Source organism: Candidatus Woesearchaeota archaeon, from assembly GCA_027858315.1.
Taxonomy (GTDB): Archaea; Nanobdellota; Nanobdellia; order Woesearchaeales; family UBA583; genus UBA583.
Window position 1 is genome coordinate 1 of the sequence record JAQICV010000074.1, and the last position, 9,072, is coordinate 9,072.

At 26.4% G+C, this 9,072-nt stretch carries 10 protein-coding genes; all 10 read right to left on the reverse strand.

What is annotated here, in order from left to right; genetic code table 11:
• A partial coding sequence (locus PF569_06845; protein MDA3855956.1) for a hypothetical protein occupies positions 1 to 406 on the reverse strand: 406 nt, incomplete at its 3' end.
• Positions 407 to 438: 32 nt separating this feature from the next.
• Positions 439 to 957, reverse strand: a complete 519-nt coding sequence (locus tag PF569_06850) for a hypothetical protein (protein ID MDA3855957.1) — start codon at positions 955 to 957, stop codon at positions 439 to 441.
• 100 nt (positions 958 to 1,057) lie between these two features.
• Positions 1,058 to 1,462, reverse strand: coding sequence for a hypothetical protein (locus PF569_06855; protein MDA3855958.1), 405 nt, complete (start codon positions 1,460 to 1,462; stop codon positions 1,058 to 1,060).
• Entirely contained in the window at positions 1,459 to 2,112 is a 654-nt protein-coding gene (locus PF569_06860) for a hypothetical protein (GenBank protein MDA3855959.1), read from the reverse strand. Before PF569_06860 ends, PF569_06855 begins: the two co-directional genes overlap by 4 nt.
• A gap of 3 nt (positions 2,113 to 2,115) precedes the next feature.
• Positions 2,116 to 3,564: a hypothetical protein gene (locus tag PF569_06865; protein MDA3855960.1), complete on the reverse strand. Its 1,449-nt coding sequence runs from the start codon at positions 3,562 to 3,564 to the stop codon at positions 2,116 to 2,118.
• Entirely contained in the window at positions 3,561 to 4,904 is a 1,344-nt protein-coding gene (locus PF569_06870) for a hypothetical protein (protein ID MDA3855961.1), read from the reverse strand. Before PF569_06870 ends, PF569_06865 begins: the two co-directional genes overlap by 4 nt.
• Positions 4,901 to 7,372, reverse strand: coding sequence for a hypothetical protein (locus PF569_06875; GenBank protein ID MDA3855962.1), 2,472 nt, complete (start codon positions 7,370 to 7,372; stop codon positions 4,901 to 4,903). Before PF569_06875 ends, PF569_06870 begins: the two co-directional genes overlap by 4 nt.
• Positions 7,373 to 7,386: 14 nt before the next feature.
• Positions 7,387 to 7,521: a hypothetical protein gene (locus PF569_06880; protein ID MDA3855963.1), complete on the reverse strand. Its 135-nt coding sequence runs from the start codon at positions 7,519 to 7,521 to the stop codon at positions 7,387 to 7,389.
• Between the two features lie 137 nt (positions 7,522 to 7,658).
• A complete protein-coding gene (locus PF569_06885; protein ID MDA3855964.1) occupies positions 7,659 to 8,066 on the reverse strand; it encodes a hypothetical protein in 408 nt (135 codons plus the stop codon).
• 303 nt (positions 8,067 to 8,369) lie between these two features.
• The coding region (locus tag PF569_06890; protein ID MDA3855965.1) for an integrase at positions 8,370 to 9,072 on the reverse strand (703 nt) is incomplete at its 5' end.

A 9,072-nucleotide genomic window follows, 5' to 3' on the forward strand; every position in this document is an offset into this window, starting at 1 on the left:
CACCAAAATCAATAAATTTGATTTCAGAAATTAATTTGTTTTGGCTAAATTGGGAATATAAAAATAATTCTAAAACCATCTTATATGCTTTAGATTCATCAAATGAATTTAATCTTGCAATAACTTCTTTTTTAATCCCAGTTTTTATTTTATTAAGATTAATTTTTTTAAGACTTTCTTCAATTAAAGTTAAGTCTTTATAATTTTGAGATTCTTCATTTTCAGAGCCATAAGCTAGCAGGTAAATAATATTTCTATCATATTTTGAAAAATTAAAAGAGTCTAATTTCATTATTGAATATAGAATTGGAAACTCCTTTAATATAGAATTTGCTTTTAGTAGAAAATTTATTTTTCTCTCGTTTAAATTTTCAGGCTTAAAAAAAGCTCCAGTTAAAATAGTCATAAATTTATTTCAATATTGATATTTATATAGTTTTACTTAATCAAATTACTCCTAGTAAAATAAATTAAGCTACCTACTTTTTTACATTCAAAGAATTTGCCTCTAAAAACTAAATGAAAAATCTTATCTTCTAATCTTAGCAATTCATCACTAGACAAAATAAAACCTTTATCGTTTTTATGAACTCTAACATTAACAGAGCAGATTCGCCTATTTCTTCTAGGGATGTAAATACTCACATTCTCATTTCTAATATAATTATAAACAAACCTTGAAGTAAGCAAATAACTATTATTTTCTATTCTTAAAAAGCCTTTCAACACTTTTCCAGCTTTTTCTATCTCTACACCTAATCCCTCATTATTATTCTCTTGAAATCTTTGTAAATGTAATTTTAATAAATTATATTTTTTTGAAATGTCTAATTTATAATTTTCAATACCATATTCATTATAAGTTGCAGTAATTATACCTAAGACCTTTATTTTAGGACTCCCCTTTTGCATAATACCTATATCAATTCTTAATTTAATCCTTTCTCCTTTTTTCATCTTATCATTAACCAAATCATTACAATAAACAATATTAAACAAACATAAACAAAAAATCTAATCACATAATTTGTCTTGTCATCAATTATTCTTTCTAAGCTCATCTCAAACACCCTGCCATCTCTAAAGTTCCTAAGAAATGCAAACTTACTTTCAAACACTTATTTATATCTAAACTATTGGGATAAATCAAAACTCCGCCTCTTGAAAAAATTAAAGTATATTTCAACTCAATATCTCTATAAATTAATCTATTACAATATTTGTTCCAGGACAAAAGCCAAACTTTCTTATATCTCTTATCTAAAGTCTGAAAAGCAATCTCTTTATTATTTCCTTGTAGAATATGTTTTAATATTTTTAATTCTAAAATCTCTAAATCTATAAGGGAAGAAAAGTATAAATAAAATTGATTCTTTCTAACTTGTCTTAATTCTTCTAATATATCTCCCTTTTCAAATTCAACTAATGAGCCTTTCCTTTCAACTCGGTTAATAATCCTCATTTCAAAGCCTCCTCAATCCTTTTCATGATTTGAAGTTCTATCTTTTTGAATTTAGCATGTTGAAAAATATTCTTTTCATCAATTACTTCAATTATTAATTTAGCAAATTCCCTCATCATTAAATCAGTTGAATTACTAGACAAAGCAGCATAAGAAGTTTTAATCTCAGTTACACTTTTCTTTTCAAATGTCATAAGCTCCCTAATCTTCTCAATTTGCAACTTAACAAAATTTACAATATCAGAAGGCAAATCTTCTTCAATGAAAACTTCATTAGTTGCAGTTTCTAATCTTTCAGAAATAAATCTAGATAACTCTTTTTCATGTTCTTTCTTTTGTTCTTCTAGTTTTTCTTCATAGCTGAGTTTCACATTGTCTAAAGTTACCTGGTATTTTTCTTTAAAGACTTTTAACCTTTTATTCTCAGTTTTAGTTTTTTCTAAATCTTCATTTAACTTAAACATTTTTTCTTTTAATGAATTAACTATAACTATTGCATCTTGTGTTTCAATAATCATTTCAGTAAAATCAAGTAAAGCTTCATTGTCTGCTCTTATGTCTAAGTCAGCATGAACTTCATTGTAAAAATTTCTAAATACCTCAACTCGCCTTTTAGGTTCTAAACTATAATAATATTCTTTTAAATTCATTTTCTAATTATAACATGATATAAATGTTTGAATCCTCCTTGCTCCTGTTTCTGAGATTAATAGCCATTTCCCAGTATATTTCTGAGAAATCCAACCTCTACTTTGAGACTCTTGATAAACTACCTCCTTTTGAGACCCAAATGTTCCTCCTCCTTTTTTGTTTTCTTCCATCTTGTCAATTTCAGTTCCTAAATAGCCAATCCATTTAGAATTAATTGAAGCAAACTTACGACCCTCCTTAATTAAAAGTTGAGATGGATTTTGTGTTGCACCGACAATTGGAGTTCCATAATTACGACCTTCTCTAATAAGTCTTAGAAATTGTGACCTAGTCCAATTAGCAAGTTTAGCCTCCCTTTTCTGTTCATAATCAGGAATTGAATCATTGGAGGCATCATCTAACATATCATTATACTCATCAGTTGAAACCATTAATTTAATTGATTGTAAGTTCTCAGGCTTTTTAGCAAATTTGAAATACATGTAAGTAAAAATTGCACTATGAAAAAGCCATCTATCTGAAGTAGTTGAACAGTCTTGAATAGTTATCTTTCCATCTTCAAATGTAGGTTTATCAAATGTATTCTTATATTCTCTGTCTAAAGTTTCAAGAGGTGCTATTACCTGATCTAAGTTTGCTATATCATTCCACATTTTTCTTTGTTCTTGCGGACTTTCACAAAACCATTTAGCCTCATGTATCATTTCATCCCTCATACTTTTAATTTCTAAATAAAATAATTTGAAATCAAATTTCTTAGATAAAATTCTATTATCTAAAACTTCAAGCCTATCTAATGTTTGATATATCTGCCCTTGTATTCCTGAAAGATTAATACCTAATAAAGTCAAATAATTTAGAAAGCTTAATGTGGATTTTAAATTTGGAACTATAACTGAATTATGCCATAATCCCACATTACTCTCATTATTAGGTTTATATTTTCTAACCCATTTCTTACCTAAACTTCTTAAATAATCGGGATGCCACCCACTTGCTAAATAGAACTTTAAAAACTGAGATTTTGATTGTAAAATTGGTTCTCCAAATTTATTAAAGTTTCCAAGATTGTCTAAGATCAAAATATCAAAAATTTTTACTTCATCTTCAGTAAGTTTCCCTTCATCCTTTAAAGTCCGTGCCATATCCTTTTGAATTAATATACAAGTGTATTGAAATTTTAACATTTCAGTTTTACCTGCTCCACTTACCGCAAAAATAAACTGGTGCATTGTAAATTCTTTTGTAGGTATTGTTGCATGTCCTATAAAATTATACATATCATCAAATTCAGCTCCAATATACAATTCCCCTTTTTTAGTTATCTTAATCATTTCATCAGGCGTAGGAAAATAAGGTTTTTTTTCAATACTTTCAAAATGGTTAAAATTCATATTCTCCAATTCATTAGAATCCAAGCCATAATCAAAATCAATTAAATCATTAATCATATTTCATCACCTTTTTTATTAGACCTGAAAGAACCAGTAAAATTTTCAAACATCTTAACTACAAGTAAGGCATCATCCCAACCCATATAAAAAGAATCTTTAATACCTAAAACATCAAGTTCCTCTCTCATAAAATATTGTTCTAAGGTATATTTCTTTAATACTAAATCAATTACAGTAGAGACATTTTTTAGACAAGATAAATAATGTAAGATATATTTTTTTCCATCTTTAACTTTGCCTTTCAAATAAATTTCTTTAATTATAACATAGAAAGAGAATCTATAAGTAGAACTTGCATTATCAACAGTTTCTCTTATAACTCTAACATTGGCAAAACTCCTGGTCTCATCTTCAATTTGAGAAGCAATCTTTTCAAGAAATGACTTTAACATATCAACATCAATACTAGACTTAACTTTTCCAAAAGTATCAGAATTAGAAATACTACTTTGCCCACCTAGAGCTTTACCCCATGCACCCCCGATTTGAAATTTATTCTCATTAGCAATTATAACAAAATTAAATATAGACTGCAATTTAACTTCAAAAACATCTTTTACTTCTATTCTCTCATTTTTAGAATTATGTTTATAGACCTTAGAAGCATAAGCTCCAATCATTGCAGTTTTACCATCTATTTTAGCCTTACCAATATTCAAAAGAGAATTAATATTGATAAAATAAGAGCTTTGAAATTGTAACGGAGATAATAAAGCAGTAACTTCGTCTAGTAAATTCTCGCCTCTTCCTTTATAGAATTTCCTTCCTTGATTTGAAATGTTTTTAGGAAATAAAAAATGTAAATAGTCTTGTGCTGAAAACTGGTCTAAAGTAAATTCTTCTGAAAACATATTTAACATTGATTTAAATTTAATTTTTGAATCTTCTACAAATTCTAAAAATTTGTCTTCATAATCTTTCTTCTCTATGTATTTAATACAAGTATCAACATGAACTTTAAAGAAACTATAAAATCCTTCATCTGTTGGAATTACTGGTAATACGCTATTATGTCTATTAAGAGTTTGAGCGAATTCTTTAAACTTTTTGTGAGCTTCAACATGCCTTATTTTTGCTCTTAATTTTATTCCTGCATAAAAATTAAAATATAGGTGTCCTTCGCTTTCTGTTATAGTTACTATTAAATTACTATCTTTCAAATAAAATATTTTTAAAGTTTTATTTTGCTCAAAATCAAATAAATCTCCTAAATAAACTCCCATAACATTTCTTAGTTCAATATCAGGATTAGTTTTAAGAGCTTCAATTTTAGATGAATACCAAAGCATATTCAAATATTTCTTAAAGTTGTAAAAAAGTAATTGTTTATTATTCATCTTCCCTCATAACTTTCGTGTGGTTTCCTTGAAGCTGAAGACATATCAGAACTTCCATTAGTTTCTCTTTTATTGAACTTGTAAAATCCTACTAATAAAATAACAATTATAGCAAATATGAACAATCCGAAAATCCAACCCAAAACATTAGTCTTATCAGGGTTAGGCTCAATATAATAAGTCTTTGGTGCAATTGAATCAACTTCTTTAGTATCAATTAGATATTCAGTTCCATCATCAGAAATTAAAAATACTAAATAAGATACTTTGGCAATTGTTAATAATTCATTACTTAATTGTTTATGTAAAAAAGTTAAGGTTAAAGCACTATTTGGAGCTAAATCTAAAGTTCTACTATCTCCTGTTTGTATAAGTCTATCATTTTGAGAAATAGGTTTAATCTTAACTTTAATTTGTGAGCTTGATAAAGATTTGATTTGAACTTCTTGTTGAAACTCAGAATTTGGAGAACCTAAAGGTTTTTTCTTATCATCTTCAAAATAATCTTCGGCATAAGTTTTTGTTTGTCCTATCTCTGCACCTTTTGGAATTATTATTACTGGAAATTCTTGAGAACTAGACAAACCATTCTCATCTACGAATACGGCTATTATTTTTGCTTTTGATTCTCTAATATTATTAAAATTCAAATTAAATGAAAGTTCTGAAATTCTTTCTTCTGTTATATCAGTCTCATTATTATAAATTTCTTCAATTAAAGGTTTTTCTTGAACATTCATTAAAAGAGCTTTATTGTTAGGTCTGAATATTCTTGGTATTTCAACTCCATCTCTTACAATACCAATATAGACACTTCCTCTTGAACTTGTAATTCCTGCAACTGAACATGAGACTTTATTATTTTGAGGTGTTACAAAAGCAGATGAACAATATAATTCTAAGTTATCTCTATTTTCAATTAAATCAAATTCTTCAAAAAGTGTTTCATCTAAAGCTTCTAATTCTACTTGAACTCTAATGTCTTGTGCAGGAACATCTTCAGGAATATTAAATTGAGAAGAGAACTCTTTTAATTTACTTTCAATTGTAACTTCATTGTTTAAATCTGAATCAATCAATTTGCCATTCTCATCATATAAGAATATATTAATAAAACCTATTAATTCTTTAATTGATTTAGTTGAATGACCTACTTTAATTATTGCCTCTCCGTTATGATAATCACTTATAGCTCTAAGATTTAAATAATTGTTAGGTTGTTTGATTTGAAATTCTTTAGAAGTCTTAAAAACTTCATTTCCATAAGTAATTTTACATTCTTGGATATATTTGCCTGTTTTGAAATCTGAAGGGATTGTAAAAGATAATTTTAAATCTTTTTGTTCTTGCTTACCTAAAGTAATTGAATTAGGGTTTTGTGGATAGGTATATGATAAGAAATTATTTTTATCATAGAAATGACATTGATAATAATATCTAAATTGTTTTGTTGATAAATGATTAAAACTTAAAATAAATGCAAACTCTTTAGATACTTCTATAATTTCAGGAGTATTAAGGCTTGGAACTACATTTGCACTAGGAGTAATCACTCTTAAAGTTCTTTGTTCTTCATCTTCATATGTTTCGCCTCCTTCTTCAAATGAAACTTTACTAAGCAAAATATATTCTCCTCCATCTTGTTCTTCACTTAATTCCAATTGAAACAAAGAACTTCTCGTAGTATCAGAAGGAACATTTATTTCTCTTGTGATTTCTTCAATTATATCTCCTCTTGGGTCTATTACTTGGAATATAATGTCATAATCTCTCGAAACCTTAGTATTTTGGATAGTCATTGTTGTAACTATATCACTTGGCACAGTAATCTCATTTCTTGATAAACTTAAACTTATTTCAGGTCTTGTTATTTGAATCTCAATTAATTTTTCATTCTCTTTTACTAAAAAGCCTTCAATATATACTTCATTCTTAATTTTATAATCTCCTGCATTGTCAGGAATAAATGAGAATGATTTGGCTAAGTTAGAATTTGAAGAGAGGGAGAAGATTTCTTCTTTATCTGAAATAATATTATTATCCTCATCAGAAACTATAGACTTTAAAGTAATTGAATCTTTTTCAATTTCATTATTATTTACTAATACCTTATACTTAATAGTCTCTTTACTTAAAAGGTTTGATGATGTTAGGACTGTTGAAATGTCAGATACCTTAACACTTTGAGAAGTCAAATTTTGATTATATGTTTCGCTTACTCCATCTAATATTTTTAAATTAAATGTTTCGCTATCTGGAAAACTTAAAACATAAAAACCACTTTCAGAGCTTTTATGTTTCGCAACATTATCTAAATATATTGTCAAATTATCATTTAAATTTAAAAATGAGATATTTATCTTAGGCTCATTCAAATAATAAATTACATTATTCTCAATCTTTGAAAAAGAAGAGTCTTGTATCTCTACATCTGCCCCGTTTGCTCCGTTCAGTAAAATTATGAGCAAAAAAAAATAGTATATTAATCTTTTTTATTTCCATTTTCTTTATTTTGTATTTTTTGTTTTAATTCTGTAATCTCTGTTCTAAGGCTCATAATATGTGAACCAATTGTTAGAACAAAGTCTGTAAATTCTTCTTTTGAAACATTATCCATTTTAAATTAATAATTCTAAGATGTCTTTCGCATTATAGATAATAAAACCAATTAATAGAGCAAATATTATTCCTCTAGCAAATTGATATGTTATAACAAAAAGTAAAGCTCCAAGTATCAACACAATAAATCCAAAGCTAACCCAATCTGGAACTATAATCATTATGTTTAACAGATTTAGAATTGTTTGAATTGGATTGTCTATGAACTCCCAAAGCTTGCCTAATCGTGATAGCTTTTCTATATAATTGTATAAAGTCATCTTCTATGTTACCTTTAGAAGAAAAGCAATTAGTTTGTGGTAGAAGAAAATCTAATGTTTTTTTAACCTCAAAAAGAAACTTAATTTTTTTAGATAATGATTCTAAATTCTTTTCAAAAAAATAAAATCTTGTAAATTCTTCTAAAATAACATCATTTACAAGCTCTTTATGAGATATAGGCATTAATAGAATTTTCAAGACTTTAATTTCACTTTCATTAAAATAACCTCTTAAAGTTTCTTCTTTTGATAAATGCTTTTCCACTTGTAATATGTTTTGCATATCTAAGATATATATAAACCCACGATTGGAAAATAACTTTTTTCATTGAAAACACTTATTTTCGACGTACCTTTTAGGATAAATTACACAGAAATGTTTCACTTGTTACACTTTTTTTATGTTTTGGGATAAATTTAGACTATACAATATATATATTAACTAATACTGTTCCAAAGTAGCAACTGCTTTAAAAGTATTACTTCACATTAGTTATAAAAGAAGTTTTAAATAAAATTAATATTATTATATATTAGAGGAGACGCCAATTCTTTTTGCGAGGGATGGGATTTGTCTCCTCTAACTTTAACATAATTCTAAATATAAATTTTCAATAAACTTAGAATATTTTGGAATTGATAATCTTTGTTTTGCCAAATAATTAGTAAAACCTATGTTTTTAGAAACTCTACCTTGAATAAAATTAGAAAATTCAATCTCAATATTATTATCAATTAATTTAGTAAAATTATATTTACTTAAATATTTCAAACTAACTGTATATTTTGTTCTTTGAATTTTTCTTTGAAAGTATTTTAAGATTTCTAATTCATTATTTTTCATAACTTCAATTAAATCATTAAATGTTTCTTTAGATGAAAATAAATAATAAGATGATTTAGAACCTCTTAAATAGAAATTCCTATAAGTTATAATGTTTCCAAATTTCTCAATATTTTTTCTATCAAAATTTTCCATAAGATATTCTAGTTCTGTAAACCTACACCCACTTTCTAACATGAATTTATACATGATTTGAAACTCTTTAGGAAACTCATAAGAGCTTAATATAGACAATGTTTGTTTTATCTCCTTTGTTCTTGGAACATATTTGTCAATATTATTGCTAGTAATAATTTTAACTTTTTTTCTTGCTCTTAATAACTCTAAATCTGATACTAATTCATTTTCTTCAAGATAATTTAAAAAAACTCTAAATCCTTTTGAAGCAGATGATGGCGTCATTTTTCTACTATCTATGAATTTTTTAATTTCAACAATATTATTT